A 25,257-nucleotide genomic window follows, 5' to 3' on the forward strand; every position below is an offset into this window, starting at 1 on the left:
AGAAGCGCGCAGCGGGGGCCGCTGGTGTTGCGTCGGCGCCGAGGCGGAAACGCAGGCGTCAGACGCCCTTGATCGCGCCACCGTCGACGCGAATCTTGCTGCCGGTCACGTACGAGGCGCGTTCGCTGGCGAGGAAGGCCACGACCGAGGCGAACTCGTCCGGACGGCCGTAGCGGCCTGCCGGAATCGTAGCAGCGGACGCCTTCGCCACTTCCTCGACATCCTGGCCGGAGCGTTGCGCCGCGTTGCTGTCCAGTTGCACGACGCGGTCGGTATGAATCCGGCCCGGCATGACGACGTTGACGGTGATGCCGTCCGACGCCACTTCATTGGCCAGCGTCTTAGACCAGCCCACCACCGCGGCACGGATGCCGTTCGACAGCGCCAGACGCGGGATCGGTTGTTCGACGCCGGACGAGGAGATCGTGATGACCCGGCCCCATTGCTTGGCCTGCATCGACGGCAGCAGCTTTTGCGTCAGCTCGAACAGGTTGGCCGCCATCGTCTCGAATTGCGCGAGCCAGTCGCTGCGCTTGGCCTCGACGGCCGTCGCCGGCGGCGGGCCACCCGCATTGTTCACCAGGACATCGATGCCGCCTTCGGCGATCAACCGGGCCGTCAACGCCTCGACCTGTGCCAGATCGGATACATCGAAACGCTCGCTGCGAACATGCTGCTGCTGATCCGCCGGCAAGGCCGCGATCCAGGCATCGATCATGTCGGTACGGCGCGCTGCCGCAATCACGGTGGCGCCTTCGGCGATCAGCGCTTGTGCGCTGGCGGCACCCAAGCCGCTGCTCGCGCCAATCACCAGTGCCCGCTTGCCTTTCAGTCCCAGATCCATCAAACACTCTCCTTCAGACGGCGCGCCAGACGCGCGCTCAACATGTCGATATCGGCGATATCGCCCGCGGACAGTTTCGGCCCCGGACGACGCAGCGTCGGCGTGGCGATCGCGCCACGCTTGGCCAGCGTGTATTTACGCACGGCCAGGCCCAGGCCCGGCTGCTGTTCATAGCGCGCGAGCGGCAAATAGGCATCGAAGATATCCTGCGCACGCTCGTGCTCGCCGGCATGATGCGCGGCCACGATCTGACTCATCATTTCAGGATACGCGAAACCGGTCATCGCTCCGTCGGCACCGCGACGCATTTCTTCCGGCAGGAACATGCCGCCGTTACCGGTCAGGATCGAGATACGACGGCTGCCCTTCTTTTCCGCGGCGCGCAATGCCTCGATCTTTGCCAGGCCCGGCCAGTCCTCGTGCTTCAACATCACGCACGAAGGCACGGCTTCGACGATCTTCAAAATGATCGACGCCGACATCTGCACCGATGTCGCCAACGGGAAGTCCTGCAGCACCCAAGGCGTACCGCCCAGCGTTTCCGCAACGCCGGTGAAATAGCCGAATAGCTGGTCGTCGGTCCGCAACGTGGACGGTGCCGTCACCATCACGCCCGACACGCCGAGGTCCATCACCCGCCCCGACAGCTCTTTCATCGACGCGAAACCGGGCGCGGACACGCCGACGACAACCGGAAACTGCGGACCGACGCGCGCCATCACGCGCTTGACGAACTGCTCGGACTCGTCGGTGGTCAACTTGGGCGCTTCACCCATCATGCCCAGGACCGTCAAGCCGGTGGCACCCTTTTCAAGATAGAAATCCACCATCTTGTCGGTGCTGGCGAGATCCAGACTGCCGTCTTCGGCAAAGGGCGTTACTGCGATGACAAAGACGCCAGATGCGCTTTCGTCGAGCCGGGCCATTTTGCTTCCTCCTGTAGCTTGCTGCACTTTAATATGCGACGTAGAATATCATCGTAGATTTCATAAACGCTGTCCACTTTCGGAGCGATTTGCCGTGGATTCCGCCGCTTCTTCTTGTGTGTCGGCCGCCAGCGCCTCCACCGCCTCGTCTTCCACCGCAACGACGTCGTATACGCCGCCGCGCATTCTCGTGATCAATCCGAACAGCTCGGAAACGATGACGCGGGCCATGGACGCGCCGCTCGATATTTTGCGCCGTAGCGGCGCGTATCGGGTCGATTCGATCCGCCTGCCCGGCGCGCCGGCCGGCATCGAATCGCAAGCGGACATCGAAACGGTGGTGCCGATGATCGCCGCGCGCCTGCGCGAGGACGATGCGGATGCGTATGTGATCGCTTGCTACTCCGACCCGGGTCTCGCGCTCGCGCGCGAGATCTGCAAGAAGCCGGTGGTCGGCATCGCCGAATCGTCGATGATCGTCGCAACGGATCTGGGGCGCAAGTTCGGCATCGTATCGATCCTCGACAAATCGATTCCGCGTCATATGCGCTATGTCCGTTCGATGGGCCTGGAACATCGGCTGGCGAACGACCGGGCGATCAATTCGGGCGTTGCCGGGCTGGAAGCACACGGCGCGTTGGATAAAGTGATCGAGGTGGGTCGCATGCTGCGCGACCAGGACGGCGCCGACGTGCTGATCCTGGGCTGCGCGGGCATGGGCCATTTCCGCACGCAAATCGAGACGGCGCTGGGTATCCCGGTCGTCGATCCGACGCAAGCCGCCGTCAGCCGTGCGATGAATCTGCTGGCCTTGGGTTACCGCCCGGGTCACTGACCCTTTCCGATTTGCCGAAGCTGCCGCGATGACCGATCTGAACGACTATCTGAACCGTTGCTTCTCGAAAGACTACGCCACCGCACGTGAACGTTTTCTGGCGCTGGTGGCGCGCCACGGGGCACCGGTCCGCAGCTACGCCAATCCGCGCCGCGGTCCACGCGGCGAAACGCTGGCGACCGACGTGGCCTGGTTCGGCGCAAAAAATGCGAGCCGCGTCGCGGTGCTGACGTCGGCGACGCACGGCGTCGAAGGGTTTTGCGGCTCGGGCGCGCAGATCGACTGGCTGCTGCAAGGCGGCGCCGCGCAATTGCCTGACGACGTGGCCGTCATGCTGGTGCACGCCTTGAATCCCTTCGGCTTCGCCTGGCAACGACGCGTGACCGAGGAAGGCGTCGATCTGAATCGCAATGGCATCGATTTTTCCATGCCGCCGCCGGCCAATGTGCATTTCGAGACCTTGCGCCAAGCCTTTTTGCCTACCGCCTTGTCCGGGCCCGTCTTCGATGCGGCACAGGAAACCTTGCGGGCGTTTGCGCGGGAACACGGCGACGCGACATTGCGTGGCTGTCGCGCGGTGGGTCAATATACGGATCCGCACAACATCTACTACGGCGGCACCGGCCCGACGTGGTCGCGCGATACCCTGGAAACGGTGATCCGCGACTTCTCCCTGGGCACCCGCCAGCAAGTGGCGGTGATCGATTACCACACGGGCCTCGGACGCTTTGGATACGGCGAGCCGATCTGCGGCGCCAAGCCCGGCGAGCCGGGTCAGGCGCGGGCGCGAGCGTGGTATGGCGAAAGCCTGGCGGAACCGATGCTCGGCACGTCTTCGTCCGAAGTCATTCCTGGCCTGACGCAATACATCTGGGCGCGTGAGGTGGGGCTGGCGCCGTTGACCTTCATCGCACTGGAATACGGTACCTTCTCCGAGAAGGAAGTCGACGATGCGATGGTCGAGGAGTGCTGGCTGTATGCACACAGCGGCCTCGATCCGGCATCGGCCGCCGGCCAGAAAATCGTTTCGCGCATGCGGCGCGCCTATGATCCGGGGACGCCGGACTGGCAGGAAATGGTGCTGATGCGCAGCCGCCAGATCGTTCGGCAGACCTTGCACGGCTTGCAACACTGGCTACCGTAATTCAGGCGATGCGACCCGCGCGCACGTAGGCCGAGCCTAACCCTAGGCCGAACGGTCAATAATCGGGCCGGGCGACCTAAACGATGCCGTCAACCGTTACTCTGGAGGCCGATCAACCGAAGGCGGCCAGAATGGCGGCACGGGAACGGACGCGTGGCATGCCGCGTGCACCGTCCGTGATGCGCACATCGCCGGATATCCATGCGTCATGCGACCCAATCGATGCACCGCTGCGCCCCGCGCCGGCATTCCATGCCGATGGCGTTCGCGCCGCAGGGGGACACTGACTTATTCGCCGATGACGGGGCCGGTGCGACTGCCGCGCCCCACGTCATGACGTCTTCGACGACGCGCGTCGAGAACACCTTGCGCAGCATGGCGCAGGAAGGGAGCGCGGCGCTGACACGCCGTCGGCTGTCGCTGCCGTCCGCGCTTGTCGATAACGCGAGCGCGCCGTCCGCATCCGACGGCCGCGAGACGCCACCGCCCGCCTATCATCACGCGATGGCCTTTCTCGTGCCGATCCCGGCGAGCGCGGCATCGACGTGGATGCCGACGCCCGAACAGGCAGCACCGGGTACGCAAGGGCGCCGCATACAGGATCGCCGTAATATGATCCTGGCCGCGGCCGCACGCCGAGGACACGATCTGAACGAACTGGATCCGCCGCCAAGTTACGCGCACTGCATCGGTGAAGCCGGTAGCGTTGGCGAGACCGACGCCTTCGCGGCGTTTGCGCGCGGCGCGCGCGCGCTGAACGGACGCGGGGGGGATTCGGACATCGAAGGCCTGATAGCGCGCTCGCGACCGGAGAGTCGCGCATGCTGCCTGTGCAGCTGGTTGCCGTTCGGCATCGTCTGCATCATCGTTTTTTCGCTCACCGCCCTGTCGGTCTTCTCATCGTATGTGGCACGAAACAATGCCCCGCGATGAGGCGCCCGGATAGCGCAAAAAGGGGGGCCTTGGCGCCGTTCTTGGCCGCCTCGTGGCGATCTTACTGACGCGGCGGCGTGGCGGCGACGGCAACGACCAAGCCATTCGGGCCGATGATATGCCGATAGCGATAGATCTTCGGCAGATACAAGGCCATGCCCGGCACGAAGTGCACTTCCTCGCCGGTCTCTTCGATGATCTGTCGCGAGTCGCCGGCCAGGCAGAACAGCACGACTTCATCGACGCCCCGTCCTTGGACGATCGTATCGAAGCCTGCCTTGTACGTGGTGACGTGGAAGGACAATCCGGCGCCCTGACGCTTGTTCGTCACCAGCCGATGACTGAATTCATTGCCTTCGTGGATCCAGACCTTCTCCACATCGGCCTGCGTCGTCCACTGCATCTGCTGCTGCACGGCGCCATAGCCGTCGCGACTGGTGTCGTGCTGCTTCACGACGTCGGTGTCGCGCACCGTCCATTCCGTGTCCGGCACGGGGAATACATTCGGTGATTTCGTCGTCATGTTGTTTGCTCCTGTCGAAAAATGCATCGTTGCTTACGGATCGCCACACACCGTTTTCGGCTATTCGTGCGGCAGCGTGTACGGGTGAAGCAGTGCGTCTGTCTCGCGTCATAGCGCACGTCCGACGCGATGTCCTTCGAGAATCGCCGCTTCGATATCGCGCGGCAGACGGCAGTCGCCGATCAGATGCAGCGGCACATCGGGCAATGCCGCGCGCAATGACGGCACCCATTCCTGTCGCGGGATGCCGGGCTCGACGGTCACGATGCGATCCGCCGCATCGAGGCGCACCGTGTCGCGCGAGAAGACATCGCGGCAAAGTAACTGATGCCCAATAATTCGCAGTGCTTGCAGATCGACCTTCTGCGTCACGCCGCAGGCACGCATGCGTTGCTGCGCCAGCGTGAAGTTGGCGTGATCGAGGCGCCAACCCACGCGCGTGCCGGCCGACACGATCGTCACGTCCATGCCGCGCTCGGCCAGAAAGCAGGCGACGGCGATACCTTGTTGATGATGGTTTCGGTCGATGACGATCGCATGCGGCCGGCGCGCGGCGCGCTCGTTGTCCACGGTGCCGGAGCGGGACGCGGCGCTTTCCGATTGCCCTGACACGATTCGCAATGCCGGATCGGTCAACGCCGCCACGTGCGATTGCACGATCACGGGCGCGCGCGCGCTGCCGGTGCGATCGCCCCCGCCGGAAGGCGCCTCGGCAACGTAGGCGGCGACGTCCTCGGCAACGGCGGTGAAGATGCCGGTGTGCGGCTCGGCACCGCAGGCCATCACGACGACGTCCGGTGCCAGCGCAACAACGGTGTCCACATCGGCGGCGACGCCGAGCTTCAATGCGATCCGATCCGACATCGCGGACAAGCGTCGGGCGCGGTGCGCGATCAGCGCGCGCCAGCCATCACGCCCTGGTGCGCTCGCCGCCACGTGCAGCTGCCCGCCCACCTCAGCGTTCCGTTCGATCAAGGTCACACGATGGCCGCGACGCGCCGCGACCCATGCCGCTTCCATCCCCGCCGGTCCCGCACCGACGACGACGATATGTTTCATCGCGGCCGCTTGCGCAAACGCGCGCCATTCGGTTTCGCGGCCGGTAATCGGATTGCCGACGCAGCTGATCGGCTGGCCTTGATGCAAATGACCGATGCAGGCCTGTTCGCAGGCAACACACGGGTTGGCGAGATCGGCCTGGGCATCGCGAATCCGATTGGGCAGGTGGGGGTCGGCGATCAAGGCGCGACACATGCCGGCAAAATCAGCGGTGCCCGACGCGAGCAGATTTTCCGCCGTGTCCTGACTGTCGATCCGCGTCCCGTGGATAACGGGAATCGTCAACACCGTGCGGAGTCGATGCGCCACCGCGGCGTAGGGCGCGACCGCCAAGCCCATCGGCGGGTGGTGACGCATATTGCTGACACGGTCGCGATCGTTCCCGGCACTGACGTCCACGTAATCGAGCGCGCCGGCATCCACGAGGCGCGGCACGATGATCGCCATGTCCTCGACGGTCAGGCCGCCCGGCACATCCTCGGTGCCACTGAGCCGGATACCGAGCGGCACCTCGGCACCGATCCGTCGACGCACCGCGGCCAGGACCTCGCACGGAAAACGCAGGCGCCCCTCCAGCGTGCCGCCATAACGATCGGTCCGATGATTGGTCCACGGCGACAGGAACTGATGCAACAACAGACCGTGGCCGCAATGCACTTCGATCCCGTCCATGCCGGCACGCAGATTACGCTCGGCCGCATCGGCATGCGCGGCGACGACATCGGCGATTTCGCTCGCCGACATCGCATGCGTGGTGCGCCCCTGCAGTTCGTCCCAGAAAGCGGTGGCGGTCCATGGCGCATCGGTGGCGCCGGGTGCCTGGGCGCCGAAGTGACCGAGATAGCCGAAAATGCGCGCCCCCTGCGCATGCACCGCATCGGCAATCCGTCGCAGCCCAGGGATGGCGCTGTCGTCGTAATTGACGAGCAGATGCCCGAGCCCTGGCGACGATGGATGCACTTGCTGCGTGCCGAGCATGATCAGCCCGACACCGCCGCGCGCCCTTTCGGCGTAATAGTCGATCAGTTGACGCCCGGCTTGCGCATCGCTCGCCCCTTCGCCCACGACCATGCCCGTGCCATGCCCCGTCAGCACGATCCGATTGCGCAACGTCAAGGCGCCGATACGACCCGGCATCCACAGCGGACTCGACATCGTCAGTATCCGAGCGACTTCAGCAGATCGACCTGATCGCTGGTTTTCGCCGCGTCCAGCGTCCACTGCCGCAATTGCCCGGTCGCACGGTAGTTGCCCATCATGACGTTGATCGCCACCAGCAAATCCGGCTCACGCGGGTTGATGCACATCCCTTCCGGAAACGCCGTCAAGGTCGGCGAGATCATTTTCAACTTAGCGGCCTGCGGCGATTTCGACAAGGCGTACTGCACGCCCGCCAGATTGAACATGACGAAATCGACCTGCTTGTTGACCAGCGCCATGATCGCTTCGTTATTGCCCGGGAAAGCCAGCTTGTCCGGCGCGGTGTTCGGCAGCTTCGTCTTGGCATCCTCGAAATAGATTTCGCCGCGGATGCCGCCCATCTTCTTGCCGTTCGTATCGGTCCATGTGGCGATACCGCTATCCTTCAACGTCAAGCCCGCGCTGGCCGTGACATCGGTCGGATCCGACATCAGAAAATCCGGGCTCGACAGGCGTGCCTTCGTCCAGGCCGCGCCCGCGCAACCGAGGTCATAGCGGTTGGCGGCCAGACCGGGCAAGGTGCTGGCCCAATCGGTCACGACGAAGTCGATCGGTACACCGATGTCCTTGGAAAATTGTCGCAACATCGTCGGGACCCAGCCGTCGATCTCGCCAGTGGTGGGATTGCGGAAACTCGCCGGCGGCGAGTCCGGCGTGACCGCGACGGTGATCTTGCCGCCCTTCACCAGATGCCGCAGAGGCCAGGGATTTGGATAATCGTTGAAGGTCAGCAACGGCTTCGACTCGGCACCGGCAGCAGGCGCGGCGCTCGCCGGTACTTTCGTATCGGCAGCCAAAGCCGTGACGGCGCTCATCATGCTCGCCACCGCGAGGCCGACACCCAACGTGGTCGTAAACAGCATTTTGGAAACGCCCGTCGCGATACGCGTACGAGGACCGGACAGATTCGACTTGGACCACGGCTTCAGTAGGCGATGCATGACACTCCTTTTGCGAAATTCGACACGTGCACCTGGCGTGCACGCGTCCTGGTTGGCGACCCTGTTACAGCCCTGCTTGCGACGAATGTGCCGCGACGAAACCGATGCGTTTCGACGTTCGACGTTCAACGTTCAACGTCCTTGTCCGACTCAGCGCAACGACCAGGGCGAGGCGCCGGCGCTGATCACTTCGATCAAGCCGTCGCGCGTGCTGTCGTTATGCGCAATGACCAATTGGCGCGCGCGTGCGCCATCGCGCGCACGCAATGCCTCGATCAATTCGGCATGTTCGGCACGGGTTTGCGGACTGATATCGCGTGAACGGGCACCGACGTAGAAGAAGCGCTCCAGCCCGTCGAGGCAGAGAATGACCTGTTCGACCACGCGTCGATTTCCCGATGCCCGTGCCACTGCCGCGTGAAATGCCCGATTGACGTCGACGAACGCGTCGAGATCCGCACGGCGATCGGCTGGCGCGAGATCCTCGGCGTCGGCAAGCTGCGTCAATTGCGCCAATTCCTCCGGCGAGATCCGCGCCGCAGCCAAGGTGACCGCCCCCGTTTCCAAGATCGTGCGCAGTTCGAGCAACTCCTTCAGATCGCTCAAGGTCAGCGGCGCGATCTGATAACCGCGACGCGGATAAGCACGTACGAAGCCCTCCATGCGCAGTCGTCCGAGCGCTTCGCGCACCGGGCTCTTGCTCATCTGCAAATGCTCGGCGATATCGGTCTCCGAGATTTCGGCGCCGGGCGGCAGGCGGCATGACAGGATCTCGCGCCGCAAGCGTGCGTAGGCCTGCTCCATCAGCGACAGGCCGCTTCGACGCCCCGGTCCCAGCAGCGCACTGCGCGGATGCCGACCCACGCCGCTCATGTCGACTTCGTCGACATCGCCGTCGTCAAGCGTGTGTCCCGTGGCATCGCTTCCCTTCCGTGCGGCATTCATCGGGCGCTCCGTGCATCGCGCCAACGCGCCTGCGCCAACCACAATGACGGGCCGAAGCGGGTAAGCGCGTGCATCGGAAAGGGCTTGGGCGCCTGCAACGGCACTGGCAAGGCGCGCGCATCGCCATCGTTCAGATAGGCGGCGAAGACGCGTCCGAGCGCCGTGGTCAGCGCAACGCCCCGGCCATTGCAGCCGATCGGCGCATACAGGCCCGGCGCCGACTGCCACAGGCGCGGCAGGAAATCACCGGTTCCCGCGATGACGCCACGCCACTGGAATTCGGCGCGAATCGCCGGCAATCCCGGCACTGCTTCGTTGAACTTGCCCGCGAAATATTCGGCCATGCGAGGGAGGGCACCAGCGGTCGGGAAGATCGACGCACCACCGCCCACCAGGCGGCCATCCCGACTCCAGCGCAGCGCGAACGGGCTGTTGCGCATATCGGCCATCGGCTGGTGCTGCGGCAGCAACGTCGCGCGGATCGCCTCCGGCATCACCTGGCTCGCAATCTGGAAGCCGGCGAAGGGAAACAGACTGCGGGCCACGTCGCCACGCAATTGCCCGACCAATGCGTTCGTCGTCAACACGACACGGGCGGCACGGACGAACGCCGTCCGAGGGCTCGAATCGTCGGACCGCCTATCGCCGCCCTCCCCGACGGCGACGGAAAGCCGCCAGCCGCCACTGCCAGGCGCGCTACCCGCCTGCAAACGGTCCGCCTCGATCTGCGTGACGCGTCCTTGTCGCAACGTGACACCGGCGGCCTGCGCGGCACGCGCCAAGCCGCGCACATAGGCCAGCGGATTGATCTGTCCGCCGCTGGGCACCAACAAGGCCCCGCGATACGCGCCGAAGCCGAGTTGGGCGCGCGTCTGCGCCGCATCGAGCGCGACCAAGGGCTGACCCAGCGCATTGCCTTCCCGCACTTGCTTTTCGACGCTGCGCAGCGTCGCGTCGCTCGGTGCCGGCGCGAGGAAACCATTCTGTTCGGCGTCACAAGCGATGCCGAGCCGCTTGACGAGATCGAACACGCCGTCGCCGGCCTCGCCGACCAGACGCAATAGGCGCTGCGCGTAGTCGGCGCCGATCAGTCGCGTGACGGCTTCCTGTCCCAAGCTGCCTTTCAGGCGTGGAACGACGAATCCGGTATTGCGCCCCGATGCGCCAAAACCCACTTCATCGGCTTCCAGCAGCACGACGCGCGCGCCCTGCTCCGCCAGATGCAGCGCCAGCGACAGTCCTAGGAATCCGGCGCCGACGACGGCGACATCGCAGGTCTCAGTGCCTTGCAGCGGTTGCGCCGGGACCGTCTCCGGGGTCAATGCCGACCAGAGCGATGCGGAAAATGTCTCGTGCATGGTGTGGCGGTTATTCATCGTGCATTCACTCCCGCGACATGCGGCGCCGATGCGCGCGTGACGGATGGACGATCGACCTCGACCTTCGCATCGGCACCCAGCGCCTGGCCGATCGTGAAGCCATCGAGGATCGCCGCTTCGACGTCGCGCGGCGTCACGCAGTTGCCGATGAAGTGCGTCGGCACGCCGGCGGCGGCGGCGACCGCCGCCAAGGCATGACGGGTCGGATCGGCGCGGCCCGGTGCCGCGATGACCACCGCCTCGAAGCCGTCGAGCCGGGCGCTCAGTCGGGTATAGCTATCTCGTGTCACAACGCCATCCGCATCGATGGCGCTGATCTGCGTATGCGGCAAAATCGTCACGCCACGCGTCAGTGCCAGCCGGTGGAAGTGCACGTAGTTCTGCACCTCCATCTTCGCGCCGGCAAACGGCGCCTCGTTGACTAAAGTGACCTGGCAGCCGGCATCGGCGAGATGCACGGCCGTGGCAAAGCCCGGTTGCCGATCCAGCAGATCGATCACCAGCACGCGGGGGGCACCCTGCCCCTCGGCACGCTCGCCGTTCAACAGGCGCGCTTCCAATGCGGCTGGCAGCGTGCGGGCCAGCACGGATTCGATACTGAGCACATGCGGCAGTTCCACGCCCGGCAACAGCGCGCGATCCGGCAAGGACGGCTGCGCGCCGGTGGCGACGACGATGGCATCGTCGGCACCAAAACCTTCCCGTTCGAGATAGGCTTGCAAGCCCTCGGGCGTCACGTCCGCGTCCAGTTGGACTTGCACGCCGGCCTGGGCCAGGCGTGTCGTGCGCTGCGCGACGAGGCGCAGCCATTCGCCGCGCGTGGCGGGCACGCTGGCCAGATGCAAGGCGCCGCCCAGACGCGTGGCGCGATCGAACAAGGTCACCCGGCAACCGCGCTCGGCCGCCGTCGCGGCCGCCTCCATGCCCGCAGGGCCGCCGCCGATGACGAGGACCTTGCGTGGCGACGCGGCGGCCGGTGACTGCGCTGTCGAAGCCGATCGCGTCGGCGCGATCTCGTTACGCACATGGCGCGAGCGCGTCGGATAGTCGATCTCCCGGCCCGTGCGGGGATTGCCGACACAGCTGATGTGGCGGCCGCGATGCAGCCGGCCCAGGCAGGCCTGCTCGCACGCCACGCAGGGCGTGATGTCGTCGAGCCGACCGTCCATTGCCTTGTTCGGCAACGCCGGATCGGCAATCAGCGCACGGCACATGCCGACGATATCGGCCTGCCCCGTTGCCAGCACTTGCTCCGCGCCCGCCGGTGTATGAATGCGCGTACCGTGAATGATCGGTACGCCGGCCACGCGTCGCAGCGCGGCGGCCACCTGCGCATACGGTGCCTCCGGCGAACCCATCGGCGGCTCGTGCAGCATATTGCTGACGAGATCGCCATCGGTCCCGGCGCTGACGTCGATGAAGTCCAATGCGCCCGCGGCCACCAGGATCGGGATGACCGCGGCTACATCGTCGACCGTCATCCCATCGTGAACCAGCTCGTCGCCGCTGATGCGGATACCCAACGGCACGTCGGGCCCGATAGCGGCACGTACCGCTTGCAGGACTTCGGCGGGAAAGCGCGCACGGTTTTCCGGGCTGCCGCCATAGCCGTCGAGGCGATGATTGGTGCGTGGCGAGAGGAACTGCGCCAGCAGCAGGCCATGCCCGCAGTGGACCTCGATGCCGTCCATGCCGGCCTGCAGATTGCGACGCGCCGCGGCGGCATAGGCCTCGCATAACACCGCCATGTCGTCCTGCGTCATCGCATACGGCGTATCGCCGTATTTGCGCTCATACGTTTCCGAGGCGGACCAGACCACGCCCGGGCGCGCCGACGTGGCGGATCCCATATGGCTCAGATAACCGAAGATCTTCGCACCATGGGCATGCACCGCAGCGGCAATCTCGGACAGTCCCGGAATGATGCTGTCGTCGTAATTGCAGAGCAGACCGGTGACGCCGGGCGACGACGGGTGAATCTGCTGCGAACCCAGCATGATCAAGCCGACCCCGCCTTGTGCCCGCGCCGCGTAGTAAGCGATCTGACGCGCATCGGGCTTGTTGTCGCGCCCCATGCCGGTACCATGGCCGGTCAGGCAGATTCGGTTGCGCAACGTGACGCCGTTCAATGTAAACGGCGCGAACAACAAGGGAAAGGCGGCATGGGCCGATGCGGTATCAGTCACGAAATTCCTCTTCTCAACGGTCCATCGCCGCAGCGACGGACCTCTAAAAAATCACCGACGCTGCCGATGCCGCCGCAGGCGTCCTTCGACGACTTCCTGCAGCAAGGCGAGCAGGCCATTGACGACCAGATACAGCACCGCCGCCACCGTCAGAAATTCGATCGAGTGATAGGTGGTCGAGATGTCGGCGTAGGTCTGCCCCGTCAGCTCGTTGACGGCCACCAGGCCGGCGATCGATGTCGACTTGACGATGATGATTGCACGCGACATATACGGCGGCAGCATGGCTGGCGCCGCCTGCGGCAGGATCACGCGACGCATCATCAGCCAGAACGGCATCCCCAATGCGCGGGCCGCCTGCCACTGCCCCATCGGTACCGCGGCAAAGCCGCCGCGTAGGTCCTCGCTGAGATAGGCGGTGCCGGCCACGATCAGGCCGAACAGCGCGGCCTCGAACGGTGTCAACGACGGTCCGAACTGCGGCAATCCATAAAACACGAAATAGAGGATCAGCAGCACCGGCAATATCCGCACGAGATTGACGAAGCACGCCGCGGGCAGGCGCACCCAGGCCGGACCGGTACGACGCGCGACGGCGATCAGGATTGCTAACGGCGTACTGACGGCCAGCGTGATCGCCGACAGCAGCAAGGTCATCAGAAAGCTTTGCCAGAGCGCCGGCCAATAGCCGATCAGCAGGTGGAAATCGAAATGCATCAGCGTGTCCCCAATCCGGTACCCCGCGCGGCATGTCCGACATTCCCGCCATGAAAGCGCTTGGCGGCGAAGGCCTGCAACAGCAACAACGCGATATCGATCACCGCATACAGCACGGCCACGACGCTGAGAATTTCGAAGGCGCGGCCGGTGCTCGATACCATCTGCTGCGCATTACCCATCAGCTCGGCCACCGAGATCGACGAGGCCAGCGCCGAGTTCTTCACGACTTCGGTGGCATGGCCGATATAGGAGGGCAGCGCGGCCGGCACAGCCTGCGGCAGGATGATGCGGGTAAAGCCGGCGAAGCGCGGAATGCCGAGGGCATCCATCGCTTCGTATTGGCCGTCCGACACGGCGACCAAGCCGGCACGCACGGCCTCGGCGAAGTAGAAGATCGTATAGAGGGACATGCCCGCGACCGCGGCCGGGAACGCATCGATATTGATGCCGAGGCCCGGCAGCATGAAAAAGACCGCGAACAGAATGATCAGCGGCGGCACGCCGCGCATGAAGGCACTCGCCGCACCGCACAGGAAGGACAAGCCGCGAAACCGACTCTCGCGCGCCAGGGCGACGAGGATCGACAGCGGCGTGCTGATCACGATCACGCTGACGACCAGTTCGACCGTCGTCAGCGCGCCTTTCAACAGGAAAGGCCAGACGGTGGCGATGATGCCGAAGTCGAGTGCCATCGTCGATCAATAGCCGATGGTGGACATCAACGTCACCGGCTTATCGGTGCCCGTGTACTGCTTCTCGATGGCCGCCAACGTGCCGTTGACGCGGTAGTTGGTGAGCAGCACATTGACCGCTTGCGCCAGATCACCCTCGTTCTTGTTCACGCAGACGCTGGCCGGCTGCATATTGATGGCCGGCTCGACCATGCGCAGCTCGGCCTTGCGCGGCGACGTGTCGATCAGGCGCTGCGCGGTGGACGCATCGGCGGCAAAGCCGTCGATTTGCTTGTTCAACACCGCCATCAGACCTTCCGGTCGGCCTGGCAGACCGATGCCGTCTGTCGCGCCGATGGCCTTCTCCGCGGTGTCGAATTCCACCTCACCCTTTACGCCACCCAGCTTGCGCCCTTTCATCGTCGCCCAACTGGTGATGCCGCTGTCCGCGCGTACCAGGAGCACGGTCCCGGCCACCGCGACCGGCCGCGTCAGCAAATAGTCGGCCGAGGTCAGTCGATCGGCATTCCAGCTGACGTTCTCGCCGGCCAGGTCGAAGCGGTTGGCCGCCAAGCCAGGCAACAAACCCGGCCAATCCAGTCGCACGAACTTGATCTTCAAACCGAGATCCGCCGCCAGCTTCTTGAACAAGGCGATGCGCGTGCCGTCGTATTCGCCGGCCGGCGTCGTATAGGACTTCGGCGGCGACTTCGCCGTGATGCCCACCGTCAACGTCCCGGCCTCGATCAAATGATGCAAGGGCCAGGGTGACGGCACCGGCACCGTCGCCGTACCCGGGATCGCCAGCGTTGCCGGATCGATCGGCGCACCCGGCATGCCCGGCGCGCCATCCGCCGCATGCGCCACCGGCATCAACGACATCGCGCCGAGCACTGCCGCACACGCGAGGCGCAAGCTTCCCGTGCGCGACAAAGCCACTGCCGAGCCTCGGCCATTGCGCGTGGGGGCAGGCATACCGGAGAAAAAGCGTTGGAACAGCGTCATGAAACGAACCTCCCGTTGTGCCGCCAGCCCGTGCGGGTGGCGTGCCGATGGTGTGCCTGCGGAGGCCGATCCGCGAAGATGCAAAAAACCTCGGCACCGTCCGGTCGCTGCAGGTCGAACTGAAATTTCACTGATATCTTTCTAGGATATCAATGATCATAACGACGCCAGAATCGGAAAAAAATAAATTTGTCGCGGCGTGGCGGATGCGCGGGAGCGCGGATGGGTCGAGGCGGGGAAAAGGTGCCGCGCGCCGATCGCAAGGATTGGCGCGGGGAGATCAGCCTGCCGCGAGGATCATCGCGGCCGCACGTTCGCCGATCATCAAGGCGGGCGCGTGCAATGGCGCATTCGGGATCTGTGGCATCACCGATGTATCGGCGACGCGTAAGCCCGCCACGCCGTGCACGCGCAAGGTCGGATCGACGACGGACTGGGCATCGCTACCGAAGGCGCAGGTACCGCATTGGTGATACGCGGTACCGGACTCGCTGCGGATCAAGGCGGCAAGTCGGGCACGTGCGGCGGCATCGCGATGCAGGACGCTCGCGAGATCCCGCGCGCCGAACAACGCCGTCAGCGCATCGGGCGCGCCGTCCGGTTGCCAGCGTTGCGCGATGGCGGGCTGGCGCATCACCGTGTCGGCGACGGCCACGGCGTCACACATCACCGCGATATCGCGCGGATCGGAGAAGGCGCCGGTGCGAGTACGGGGAGCGGAAAACGGGTTGGCATCGGCCAGCGACACGCTGCCCCGACTGAAAGGCTGACCCTGCTGCACCGCCAGCGTCAGGCCATGATCCCGGGGCAATACCCCCAAGCCGGTGGCATTGCCGGGCGGGAACAATACCGGGCTCATGACGATCTGCGCATCCGGTGCGGGTAACGACGGATCCGTGCGAATGAAGCCCGCCGCATTGAAAATACCTTCGCCGAACGCACCACCCCGCGCACCCAGATAGCGCCACCCTTGCGCCGCCGCTTCCATCGGATGCATCAAGTGTTTCAGCGACAGCGGTGCGCGAATCCGATAGCGCATCGGAAACGACGGATGGTTTTGCAGATTGCGCCCCACGCCGGGCAGATCCACTTGCACCGGCACACCGTGCGCCTGCAATTGCGCCGCCGGTCCAATACCGGACAGCAGCAATAGATGGGGCGATTTGATCCCGCCCGCGCTGAGCACGACTTCGCGTCGTGCACGCAGCAACGCGGTCGCGCCCGACAGCGCGCCCCGCTCGATCTTGTACACCACGCCGACGGCGCGGCCGCCCTGGATCGCCACGCGCAAGACCTGCGCCGACGTGATCACATGCAGATTCGGCCGACGCATCGCCGGCGTCAGATACGACGCCATCACCCCGCCCCGCTGTCCGCGGGCAATCGTGACATCGGTCAGACCGAAAACATCGACACCATCGGTATTGAGATCATCGGTGCGCGTATAGCCGGCCTGCTGCGCCGCCAGTAAAAAATCGTCGACGAGCGCGCCGGCACGCGAGGTCGCGGGCCGCGAAGGGCGCACTTGCACGGGCCCGGCATCGCCGTGATAGGGACCCGCGCCGCGCGCATTCGATTCGGCATCCTTATAGGCTTTCAGGATCGTCTCGAAGGTCCAGGCAGCGCCTCCGGCACGTTCCCAGGCAGCGTAATCGGCGCGATGCCCGCGGCCATAGACCAGGCCGTTGATCTGGCTCGAACCGCCCAGCAGACGCCCCTGCAACAAGGGCAGGGAGCGCCCGGAGACGCCGGCTTCCGCTTCCGTCGCATGCCGCCAATTGACGGCACTGGCGCGCGCGGCGAACGGGCTCATTGCCGGCACCTCGAATCGCGACAGACCGGACAAGCGGGACGCGAGCGATGCCAGCAGCGGCACGGACGCCAACGCAGCAAGCGGCCGCGCCGGAACGCCGCCGCCCGGCCCCGCCTCCAGCAGCGCCACCGAACAGGAGGGATCCTCGCTCAGGCGCGCGGCCAGAACGCCGCCCGCCGCGCCGCCGCCGACGACGATGTAGTCGACTTCGAGCGGCAATGCGGCGTCGCGGCCCGAGGACCGGTCCGCTCGCCGGTCAAACGCAGCGCGCGTCACCCGCTCAGTCCTTCACTTCGCTCCAGGGCAGGCTCTTGCCCACCCACTTGTCGGTGATCTTTTCCAAGCGACCATCGGCGCGGTACTTGGCGATCAAGGTATTGATCTGCTGCTGCAGCGCCGGTTCTTCCTTGCGGATCACGACGGCCGACGTCGACACCTGCAGCGAATCGCCCAGCATCGCCAGCGGCCGATGCGCGGAATTGATCATATACGCCGGTGTCAGGTAATTGCCGACGAGCAGATCGATACGTCCGTTCTGCAGGTCCAGCAGCAGCTCGGACCAGCCCGGATATTCGCGAATGTCGCTGAGGCAACCCGCCGGAAGCTTGGCCTGGGCGGCCTTGATTTCATTGGCGCCCTTGATCACGCCCACTTTTTTGCCGCACACGTCCTTCCAGCCATGGATACTGTTGTCGCTGGCGCGCTTCGCACCGGCCACGCCATTCACCACATACGGATCCGACAGCAGGAAGTCCGCGCTCTTGACCCGGTCGGGTGTGCGCCCGACCGACGAGATCACGATATCGAAGCGCCCGGCCTGAATGCCCGCCATCATCGTCGACCACCCCAGCGTGACGAACTTCACCTTCAGGCCGAGGTCCTTGCCGAGTTGCGTCGCCAGATCGATGTCGTAGCCGGCCAACTCGGCCTGATCGTTGTACATCGTTGCCGGCGGCGACGCGCCGGTGGTTCCCACGACCAAGGTGCCCGGCTCGAGCAGATTGGTTTTGTAATCGGCGGCATGGGCAGCCGTCGGCGCCACGGCACTGGCGAGCCCCAGGGCCGCGCTCAAGCAGGCAGCCATAAACGTGCGTTTCAACATCCCGATATTCTCCGATGACGCGATATGCCGCCGAGCCGATCAGCCCTGACGCACCCGAAACATACTACGAAATATTTTAGTTGGACAATCGAACAAAATTGCGCGGTATCATCATCTTCACGTAATGCGTCTGACGCGTCCACTTTCTTTCATATCGCTTGACGCCCCCCATGAAGATCGTTTCTGTCCTTGCTCATCTGGTCCGCATTCCCCTTGCCAGTCCCTATGTGATTTCGCGCGGGATGCTGGATGCCTTCACCAATGTCGTCACCGAAATGCGGACCGACGAGGGCCTGATCGGCTATGGCGAGGCGGTTCCGGTTTCGTTGATCGGCGACCCGGTGCAGTTCAAGTCCGTGATCGACACGCGCCTGGCGCCGCGCGTCATCGGCCGCGATCCCGCCGATATCGAATCCATCGTGGATGACTGCCTCGTGGCCTGCGACGGCGTGGTGGCGGCGGTGGCGGGCATCGACCTCGCGCTCTGGGATCTGGTCGGGCAGGCGTTACGCGTGCCGGTTTCCACCTTGCTGGGCGGCGGCGGTCTGGACAGCAGTGCAGCACGCCCGGGCGTGCTGGTCGACTACACGATGAGCGTCGACACGCCCGAGGCGATGGCGCATCGCGCCCGCGAGGTCAGCGCGTTCGGCTTCCCCGGGGTGGTGGTCAAGGTCGATTGCAAATCGATCGACGTCGATGTCGCGCGCGTGCGCGCCGTGCGCGATGCGCTCCCGCAAACCTCGACGATGCGGGTGGACTGCAACGGCGGCTATACGCCCGAACAGGCTTTCGCGTTTATCGATCGCATCGCAGGGATGCAGGTCGAATTCATCGAGCAGCCGGTGCACGCCAGTGATCTGGCGGGTCTGAAGGCGTGCCGCGGTCGTGGCCTGCGCGTGGCCGCCGACGAAAGTCTAAGCACGCCGCTGGACGCGCTGCGCCTGGTGTCGGCCGATGCCTGCGACGTGCTCAACGTCAAGGTGCCGAAGGCGGGAGGCTTGCTGCAATCGAAGCGCATCGCGGCGATCGCGTCGGCGGCCAGCTTGCCGCTGGTGGTCGGCGGCGGACTGACATTCGGCATCTCGCGCTTTGCAAGCCAGCATCTGGCGGCCAGCTGCACGAGCACGGTCGGACATTGCCATGAAGGACCGGGCCCGGCATCGCAGGCGCTAATCGACGATCTGACGACACCGCGCGTCACGCGCCAGCAGGTCGGCGATCACGCCGGCCGTGTGCCGGTCTCGACGCTACCCGGCCTGGGATGCGCTGTCGATCCGCAGAAGATCGCGCACTATCGCATCGCCTGACAGGCTCGCGCGACGCCTTATCCGCCACGACTGAAACGCTCCGGACGGTAGGGCAGCAGCGGCACCGGCGCGGTTTCGTCGTGAATCAAGGCATCGACGACGCGTGCGGTCATCGGCGCGCTGGTGACGCCGATATGCCCATGACCGAATGCCAGGATCGCATTCGACGCGGCGGCGGCGCGCCCGAGGACCGGCAAGCCATCCGGCGTGCTGGGTCGAAGGCCCATCCAACGGCTGACGGTCTGCCCGTTCTGGGCAAGGCGCGGAAACAACGACTTCCCGAGGGACAGCAGCCCGTCGGCACGACGCCAGTCGGGCGCGGCGTTCGCACCGGCGAACTCCGCCGTGCCCGCAAAACGCAGACCGTCCACCATCGATGCCGCAAAGACTTTCGCCTCGGTAGAGAAAACCGGCCGCTGCAATACGACATCACAGTCGGTGATCTGCGCGTGATAGCCCCGCTCCGGCTCCAAGGCGACGCGATTGCCCAGTTGCCGCGCGAGCGGTGCCGAATGCGCACCGGCGCACAGCACGACATGGCTCGCCGCAATGACGCCGGCATCGGTCCGCACGCCCCGCACCTGTCCGTCGACGAGGTCGAAGCCCGTCGCGGCAACGCGACTGACGATGCCGCCGTCGCGTTGCAATGCCTGCACGAAATGCCCGGCGAGGCGCAGCGGATCCGTGCAATGCGCATTGCCGGGAACATATCGCCCGCAGACAAAGGCGGGATCGAGTTCCGGCTCCATCTGCCGCAAGGTGTCGGCGTCCAAGGTGTCGAACGCGATCCCCAAGGCAGCGCGTTTCTTCCACGCGCCATCTTCCTGCGCCATCACAGCCGCCGAGCGATACACCATCAAATGGCCATCGGCCCGGATCAACGCCGACGCCTGCGCGCGCGCCGCCAGCGCGGTATAACCCTCCACCGCGCCACCGGTCAGTGCGAACAACCCCGCCACACCGCGTGCCACCTGCTCGGGATTCGCCGCCTGCAGGAAACGGATCATCCACGGCGCCAGCGCCGGCAGATGCGACCACCGGATCGCCAGCGGCCCAAGCGGATCCAGCAGCCAGCCCGGCACTTTCTTATGAATGCCCGGCACCGCCATCGGGAAGATCGATGTCACGCTCAAGCCGCCCGGGTTGCCCTGACTGGCCCCGCTCCCCGGCTGGCCCGGATCGATCAGATGCACCTGGCGTCCGCGCGTCTGCAGTGTCAATGCCGTGCACAGGCCCACGAGACCGGCACCGATGACGACGATAGGAGGGGAAGACTGTGACATGCGGACATCCAGGGCGACGGCGATGGTGGAGGGATACGCGACGATGAAAAACACACCAGGATCGCCCGGCGCACCTTAACGCGTGCATTGTATCCGTTCAAATATTTTCGTGATATATCTCTAGTATTCTTGACTGATCCGCATCGGGGTTAGGCCGTGACAGAAAGCGGCAGCGTTGCATTTTCGTCGCCTGCCGCATGCGTTACCATCGGCGGATTCGTTATTTGACACGACAATTGAGCGCCTGCCTGTAAACGCGGCGCGGTCGTCGTTCCCGTTACCTGCCATTCCTCACCGATTTCTCTGGAATCCGCTCATGTGCTTGCTGGAAGTTCAATCGCTGTCGAAGCGCTTCGGCGATACGCCGATCCTGAAAGACGTGTCGTTTTCCATCAACAAAGGCGAGGTGATCGGCATCATCGGTGCGTCGGGTAGCGGCAAGAGCACCCTGCTGCGCTGCTTGAACCTGCTGGAGCGGCCCGATGGCGGCAGTATTCTGATGAATGGCACCTTGGTCGGCCAGCACGCGCGCGGCGACAAGCGCGTCGCGATGCGCGAAAGCGAGATCCTCGGCTATCGCGCCAAGGTGGGCATGGTGTTCCAGAGCTTCAATCTGTTTCCGCACATGACCGCATTGCAGAATGTGATGGAAGCGCCGGTCACGGTCCTGGGGCTGTCCAAAGCGCAGGCGCGCGAGCGCGCACGGGATCTCTTGGCGCGCGTGAAACTCGAAGAACGCGCCGATCATTATCCGCATCAACTCTCCGGCGGCCAGCAGCAACGGGTCGCCATCGCGCGGGCTTTGGCGATGGAGCCGCAGCTAATGCTGTTCGACGAACCGACGTCGGCACTGGATCCGGAATTGGTCGGCGAAGTGTTGCAGGTCATGAAGGATCTCGCGAAGAATGGCATGACGATGGTGCTCGTGTCGCATGAAATGCACTTCATTCGCGACGTGGCCGACCGGGTGATCTTCATGGGCGGTGGCCATATCCTCGAAAACGAACGCCCTGAGGTCTTCTTCACCACGCCGCGTACCGACGAAGCGAAGCGCTTCCTGAGCCACCTGCAGATGGCGGCCTGAACGCCATGATGCAATACGCATTCGATTGGCCTTTCATCTTCCGCGTGCTGCCGCGATTCAGCAGCGCCGTCGGCGTCACGCTGGCGCTATTCGTCACGTCCTTGCTGATCTCGTCGACGGGCGCCATCGTGCTGGCCTTGCTGTCACGCACAAAGGGACGCGTGATTCACTTCTGCCTCGGGACCTTCTCCTGGCTGTTTCGCGGCCTGCCGGAACTGATCGTGCTGCTATTCGCCTATCTGGCGTTGCCGCGAATGGGCCTGCCGCTGCCGTCGTTCTGGGCTGCGGTACTGGGTCTCGCGCTGATCGGCATGGCCTACGAATACGAGATCTTTCGCGGCGCGTTGGAATCCGTTCCGAGCGGGCAGTTCGAAGCGGCCCGGGCGCTGGGCATGAGCCGGGCCCGCATGGCGCAGCGCATCGTCATGCCCCAGGTCTTTCGCATCGCCATCGCCCCCTACATCACGTTTGCCTGCAGTGCGCTGAAACGCACCTCGATCGCCTCGGCTATCTCGGTCCCGGAAATCATGGGGCTGTCCGAGCGCTTCAATGAAGCCTTCCAAAAACCATTCGAACTGATGCTGGTGGCGATGGTCTTCTACGTTGCCCTGTCGAGCATGCTGATGTGCGCCGAATGGTGCGTGGAGCGTTGGCTGAACCACGACCGGGCCCTGGCACCGCACCGCCCGGCGCCGGTGACGCCGGCGGCACCCACCGGAGTGCCGGAATGAACTTCGCGATCGTCTTCCAGCATTGGCATCTGCTGCTGACCGGCACCCTGACGACCATTGGCCTGATGCTGGTGGTCGGGACCGTCGCGCCGCTGTTGTCGATCCCGCTGGCGCTGGCACGGCTCAGCCCGCGCCGCTGGCTGTCCTGGCCGGTGGCCGTGCTGAGCTGGTTCACGCGTGCCGTGCCCACGCTGGTGCTATTGTTCTTCGCGTATTACGGCCTGCCTGTATTCGGTATCTATCTGAATCCGTTGCCGTCGGCGCTCGCGGCCCTGATCTTCTCGGCGCTTGGATACAACATCGAATTTTTCCGTGCCGGATTTCGGGCGGTACCCACGGGGCAATACGAGGCGGCGCGTGCGCTGGGGATGTCACGTTGGCATATGCTGAAACGCGTCGTTTTTCCGCAAGCATTGCGGGTGGCCACGCCCTCGCTGTTTTCCAACCTGACGCTGAATCTGAAGGGCACGGCATTGGCCAGCCTGGTATCGGTGGCGGAGCTCAGCAGCAATGCGCAGGCGCTGTTGTCCGATACCTACCGCCCCGTCGAGTTTCTCGTCGCGGCGGCCGTCATCTACCTGCTGCTCAATTCGACGTTGATCTGGTTGCAGCGCCGCGTCGAACGTCATCTCGATCCCGCTGCCAGGAACGCGCGATCATCGAAACCGGCAGTCATCAAGCCCAAGGCGTGCAACGCCGCCACGCGATGAGGCATCAGCACGGGGCAGCGGACCAGCTGTTCCAGTCGTGCCGATAAGGCCAGCCCGTCGCTGGCCGCCATGCCCAGACCATAGCTCCAGACTACGACGAGATCGTGGTCTCGCATCGCCAGCTTCTCGGCGGCCGGCAGGATGTTGCCTTCGAAGGGCTCGTAATCGATGGCCAGTTGCGCGGCAAACGGCTGGTCACGCCAGAGTTGCACGTCCTGGCGGCCATGTCCGACCGAACTCATCAAGCCGAAGCGCACCGGCTGCGTGCCGCTGCGCGTGGCAGGCCCTGCCGTGTTGATGCGATCGGTGACGGCCGCCAACATCAGGCTGGCCGGTTTGATCAGCGGTACCGGACAGGTAAACGCGTCGTCGGGAAAACGCGTCGCGCAACAGAACAGGACCATATCGGCGCCGCGGGCGACCAGTCGGTCGATCGCCGCCTGAAAATACGGCAAGGCCCACGACAAGGTCACATACACGTGATCCCAGCCCTCCCCAAGCCGATTACCCGTCGCGCCCGGCACGTGCACGTGTGCGCCCAGTCGATCTTCGTCGTCCGCGCCCAGATGCGGCTTGATCTCGTCCCACGACAATCCGTCCAGGATATGGTCGTCGATCACATCGATATGCATTCCCAACGCGGCAGCCAGGCCACGATGATAGGCCGCGTATTCGTTGCGCGGGCCTTGCCCTGTGGTAATCACACCAAGACGCATGATCCGGTATTTCCCATTAAAAAGTGAATGACAAAGCGCCGCACGGCCGCAGTGCCGATGCCGTCATGATACCGCGTTCATTATGCGTTTCCTGTATAAATCAAAGGCCTATTTGACGAAAATGTTGCAGTCGATAAGATGATTCGCACACCCAATCAGTGGCGAGGAATTCATGTACCGACATTTGCAGGCAGGCGTATACATCGCCCCCTTGTGCGAGGGGATGGCGCTGTTGACGATGCACGACGACCAATATTTCCTGCTGAACGAGACGCAGGCGCGCGCGCTGATGACATTGCTCGGCGGCGTCCCCGCCGATGCGGCCGGCGATCACGCGGCGCTTACCCAATGGACGACCGCCTTCGAAAAGCAGGGGTTGCTGCGGCCCGGCACCTACGAGCGGGCCGATCCGATGGCCCTCGACGCCGCGTCGCGTAGCGTCACCCCGCTGACCGGCTTCACGGGCTGGCGCCTCAACCCCGAGGATCTGGGACCGGGCCTGCCGCTTTGGCTTATCGCACGCGCCTGGTGGGCCATACGGCAATCGCATCGCATCACCGCACGCACGCGGATGCCGGGCTTGCTGCGCTGGCTCTACGGCGCGACGCGTGCGCGACGCCCGCTTGCGAGACCCTCGCCTTCCGCAACGCCTACCGGCGCGGCCTTGGCGACGGCGGGCGAGGCCGCGTTCGAGGACGCCGCGCGCTCCACCACGTCGCCTGCCGCGAGCGCCTCATTGCGCGACAGGGCGGCCGTCGGCGCATCGAGCGAATTCAGCGCGCGCCTTGCCGAACGCGCACGGATCGCGCAGTCGATCAGCGCCTTGAACCGGGCCTGCCTGTTCTATCCGCGGCGCACCAAATGCCTCGAATGGTCCGCGGCGCTCGTCCACCTATGCCAGCGGCGCGGCGTGGAAGTCGATCTCGTGATCGGTGTGTCAGGCGGTCCCTTCTCCGCACACGCCTGGGTCGAACATGACGGCGCGGTGGTCGGCGACGACCTCGATCGACGCCGCCAATTCGCCGTCATCGTCGATGGCCAAAGCTGGCGTTGCAGCCCCCGCGACGCCGGGCCGGCGCGTCGTACCGCTTACCGGCAGCGCAGCGCGAAAGCAATGCCGGGCGCCGCTCGCGCCGCAACGCCGCCCGGTGTCAGCGCTTGAACGCTTGAACGATGCATCCGCCCCGTCGACCGCCACCG

The 25,257-nt window shown here is 64.9% G+C and carries 24 protein-coding genes; 8 read left to right on the plus strand and 16 right to left on the minus strand.

The genetic code is table 11. The features are described from left to right. Window positions 1-58: 58 nt before the first annotated feature. Genes ABEG21_RS13450 through ABEG21_RS13460 form a run of 3 tightly spaced genes read right to left on the minus strand, consistent with a single transcriptional unit; the run spans window position 59 to window position 2,001 of the window. Window positions 59-844 (minus strand): SDR family oxidoreductase, encoded by a 786-nt coding sequence (locus tag ABEG21_RS13450; protein ID WP_347555043.1) that lies wholly within the window; start codon window positions 842-844, stop codon window positions 59-61. Continuing rightward, on the minus strand, window positions 844-1,770 hold the full coding sequence (locus ABEG21_RS13455) for a dihydrodipicolinate synthase family protein (protein ID WP_347555044.1): 927 nt from the start codon (window positions 1,768-1,770) through the stop codon (window positions 844-846). Before ABEG21_RS13455 ends, ABEG21_RS13450 begins: the two co-directional genes overlap by 1 nt. Before the next feature lie 60 nt (window positions 1,771-1,830). Continuing rightward, on the minus strand, window positions 1,831-2,001 hold the full coding sequence (locus ABEG21_RS13460; RefSeq protein WP_347555045.1) for a hypothetical protein: 171 nt from the start codon (window positions 1,999-2,001) through the stop codon (window positions 1,831-1,833). Here ABEG21_RS13460 and ABEG21_RS13465 point away from each other — a divergent pair. From ABEG21_RS13465 to ABEG21_RS13475, 3 genes are all read left to right on the plus strand, one after another. Further along, window positions 2,000-2,605, plus strand: coding sequence for an aspartate/glutamate racemase family protein (locus ABEG21_RS13465; protein ID WP_347555046.1), 606 nt, complete (start codon window positions 2,000-2,002; stop codon window positions 2,603-2,605). The two genes, ABEG21_RS13460 and ABEG21_RS13465, sit on opposite strands and share 2 nt — an antisense overlap. A 28-nt stretch (window positions 2,606-2,633) precedes the next feature. Next, the gene (locus tag ABEG21_RS13470) at window positions 2,634-3,749 is read left to right on the plus strand and encodes a M14 family metallopeptidase (RefSeq protein ID WP_347555047.1); all 1,116 of its coding nucleotides are present in this window, start codon (window positions 2,634-2,636) and stop codon (window positions 3,747-3,749) included. Window positions 3,750-4,082: 333 nt separating this feature from the next. Next, window positions 4,083-4,682 (plus strand): hypothetical protein, encoded by a 600-nt coding sequence (locus ABEG21_RS13475; protein WP_347555048.1) that lies wholly within the window; start codon window positions 4,083-4,085, stop codon window positions 4,680-4,682. A gap of 61 nt (window positions 4,683-4,743) precedes the next feature. Here ABEG21_RS13475 and ABEG21_RS13480 read toward each other — a convergent pair whose 3' ends face one another. The 11 genes from ABEG21_RS13480 to ABEG21_RS13530 form a co-directional block, all read right to left on the minus strand. Then, complete coding sequence (locus tag ABEG21_RS13480) at window positions 4,744-5,205, minus strand: hypothetical protein (protein WP_347555049.1); 462 nt, start codon at window positions 5,203-5,205, stop codon at window positions 4,744-4,746. Between the two features lie 108 nt (window positions 5,206-5,313). Next, on the minus strand, window positions 5,314-7,419 hold the full coding sequence (locus ABEG21_RS13485) for an FAD-dependent oxidoreductase (protein ID WP_347555050.1): 2,106 nt from the start codon (window positions 7,417-7,419) through the stop codon (window positions 5,314-5,316). Window positions 7,420-7,421: 2 nt separating this feature from the next. Continuing rightward, window positions 7,422-8,405, minus strand: coding sequence for a transporter substrate-binding domain-containing protein (locus ABEG21_RS13490; protein ID WP_347555051.1), 984 nt, complete (start codon window positions 8,403-8,405; stop codon window positions 7,422-7,424). Between the two features lie 150 nt (window positions 8,406-8,555). After that, entirely contained in the window at window positions 8,556-9,350 is a 795-nt protein-coding gene (locus tag ABEG21_RS13495) for a GntR family transcriptional regulator (RefSeq protein WP_347555052.1), read from the minus strand. Next, window positions 9,347-10,726, minus strand: a complete 1,380-nt coding sequence (locus ABEG21_RS13500) for an FAD-binding oxidoreductase (protein WP_347555053.1) — start codon at window positions 10,724-10,726, stop codon at window positions 9,347-9,349. The genes ABEG21_RS13495 and ABEG21_RS13500 overlap by 4 nt, the downstream gene beginning before the upstream one ends. Continuing rightward, entirely contained in the window at window positions 10,723-12,915 is a 2,193-nt protein-coding gene (locus tag ABEG21_RS13505; RefSeq protein ID WP_347555054.1) for an FAD-dependent oxidoreductase, read from the minus strand. The genes ABEG21_RS13500 and ABEG21_RS13505 overlap by 4 nt, the downstream gene beginning before the upstream one ends. A 51-nt stretch (window positions 12,916-12,966) precedes the next feature. Continuing rightward, window positions 12,967-13,632 (minus strand): amino acid ABC transporter permease, encoded by a 666-nt coding sequence (locus tag ABEG21_RS13510; RefSeq protein ID WP_347555055.1) that lies wholly within the window; start codon window positions 13,630-13,632, stop codon window positions 12,967-12,969. Then, window positions 13,632-14,327 carry an amino acid ABC transporter permease gene (locus tag ABEG21_RS13515; protein ID WP_347555056.1) on the minus strand — a complete coding sequence of 232 codons (696 nt, stop codon included), beginning with the start codon at window positions 14,325-14,327 and terminating at the stop codon, window positions 13,632-13,634. Before ABEG21_RS13515 ends, ABEG21_RS13510 begins: the two co-directional genes overlap by 1 nt. Before the next feature lie 6 nt (window positions 14,328-14,333). After that, window positions 14,334-15,311 (minus strand): transporter substrate-binding domain-containing protein, encoded by a 978-nt coding sequence (locus tag ABEG21_RS13520; protein WP_347555057.1) that lies wholly within the window; start codon window positions 15,309-15,311, stop codon window positions 14,334-14,336. 280 nt (window positions 15,312-15,591) lie between these two features. Then, window positions 15,592-17,400, minus strand: a complete 1,809-nt coding sequence (locus ABEG21_RS13525; protein WP_347555058.1) for a GMC family oxidoreductase N-terminal domain-containing protein — start codon at window positions 17,398-17,400, stop codon at window positions 15,592-15,594. A gap of 4 nt (window positions 17,401-17,404) precedes the next feature. Continuing rightward, window positions 17,405-18,226 (minus strand): ABC transporter substrate-binding protein, encoded by an 822-nt coding sequence (locus tag ABEG21_RS13530; RefSeq protein ID WP_347555059.1) that lies wholly within the window; start codon window positions 18,224-18,226, stop codon window positions 17,405-17,407. Window positions 18,227-18,396: 170 nt separating this feature from the next. Between ABEG21_RS13530 and ABEG21_RS13535 the strand changes: the two genes are divergently transcribed. Next, window positions 18,397-19,533, plus strand: coding sequence for an enolase C-terminal domain-like protein (locus ABEG21_RS13535; RefSeq protein WP_347555060.1), 1,137 nt, complete (start codon window positions 18,397-18,399; stop codon window positions 19,531-19,533). 17 nt (window positions 19,534-19,550) lie between these two features. Here ABEG21_RS13535 and ABEG21_RS13540 read toward each other — a convergent pair whose 3' ends face one another. Next, on the minus strand, window positions 19,551-20,816 hold the full coding sequence (locus ABEG21_RS13540) for an FAD-binding oxidoreductase (RefSeq protein ID WP_347555061.1): 1,266 nt from the start codon (window positions 20,814-20,816) through the stop codon (window positions 19,551-19,553). Between the two features lie 316 nt (window positions 20,817-21,132). On the opposite strand from ABEG21_RS13540, the gene ABEG21_RS13545 reads away from it, so the two are divergent. From ABEG21_RS13545 to ABEG21_RS13555, 3 genes are read left to right on the plus strand one after another with little or no spacing between them, the layout of a single operon-like run. Then, entirely contained in the window at window positions 21,133-21,900 is a 768-nt protein-coding gene (locus tag ABEG21_RS13545; RefSeq protein ID WP_347555062.1) for an amino acid ABC transporter ATP-binding protein, read from the plus strand. Window positions 21,901-21,905: 5 nt separating this feature from the next. Beyond that, a complete protein-coding gene (locus ABEG21_RS13550) occupies window positions 21,906-22,631 on the plus strand; it encodes an amino acid ABC transporter permease (protein WP_347555063.1) in 726 nt (241 codons plus the stop codon). Further along, window positions 22,628-23,341 carry an amino acid ABC transporter permease gene (locus tag ABEG21_RS13555; protein WP_347555064.1) on the plus strand — a complete coding sequence of 238 codons (714 nt, stop codon included), beginning with the start codon at window positions 22,628-22,630 and terminating at the stop codon, window positions 23,339-23,341. The genes ABEG21_RS13550 and ABEG21_RS13555 overlap by 4 nt, the downstream gene beginning before the upstream one ends. Here the strand turns inward: ABEG21_RS13555 and ABEG21_RS13560 are convergent. Next, window positions 23,257-24,057, minus strand: coding sequence for an AroM family protein (locus tag ABEG21_RS13560; RefSeq protein WP_347555065.1), 801 nt, complete (start codon window positions 24,055-24,057; stop codon window positions 23,257-23,259). The genes ABEG21_RS13555 and ABEG21_RS13560 overlap by 85 nt on opposite strands. Window positions 24,058-24,229: 172 nt before the next feature. Between ABEG21_RS13560 and ABEG21_RS13565 the strand changes: the two genes are divergently transcribed. Beyond that, window positions 24,230-25,219, plus strand: a complete 990-nt coding sequence (locus tag ABEG21_RS13565; protein WP_347555066.1) for a lasso peptide biosynthesis B2 protein — start codon at window positions 24,230-24,232, stop codon at window positions 25,217-25,219. Window positions 25,220-25,257: the final 38 nt, after the last annotated feature.

The organism is Robbsia sp. KACC 23696 (assembly GCF_039852015.1).
In the GTDB taxonomy this organism is placed as follows: domain Bacteria; phylum Pseudomonadota; class Gammaproteobacteria; order Burkholderiales; family Burkholderiaceae; genus Robbsia.